The 424-nt window shown below is 29.5% G+C and carries 1 protein-coding gene; it reads right to left on the reverse strand.

The genetic code is table 11. The annotated features are described in order from the left end of the window. A partial coding sequence (locus B2W91_RS05585) for a DNRLRE domain-containing protein (protein WP_291579306.1) occupies positions 1 to 424 on the reverse strand: 424 nt, incomplete at both ends.

Consider the following 424-nt stretch of genomic DNA (forward strand, 5'->3'; position numbering starts at 1 on the left):
TCCAGTTGGACCGGTTGGCCCTACAACACATTGTATGCAGTGATTACAATGATTACAATGATTATGACAACATCCTCTAGAAATACTTCTTGCTCCATAATTTTCTAGTTCATCATCTTCATCATAATAATAAAATTCAATTTCAATATAAGGCGAATTGTCACTCCTACTTGAATCATATTGTATTAAAGTAGTGGTATCATTTTCTGACCCTACTAAAGTCATTCCATAATTAGGATACTTATTATTGATCCATCCGTTTACGAATGAAGTAATATCAAATTCAATATAAGAATCGATCTTCACATCATCCATAGTAATACAATAAGAATCTTCTGAATAATCTGGAAAGTTATTCCACGTAGCTAAATAATCATTAAAATCTTCTATATTTCTATAAACCCTAATATCTTCATTAAATAAT

Origin of the sequence: Clostridium sp. UBA6640 (genome assembly GCF_002455975.1) — a bacterium.
Lineage (GTDB): Bacteria > Bacillota > Clostridia > Clostridiales > Clostridiaceae > Clostridium_J.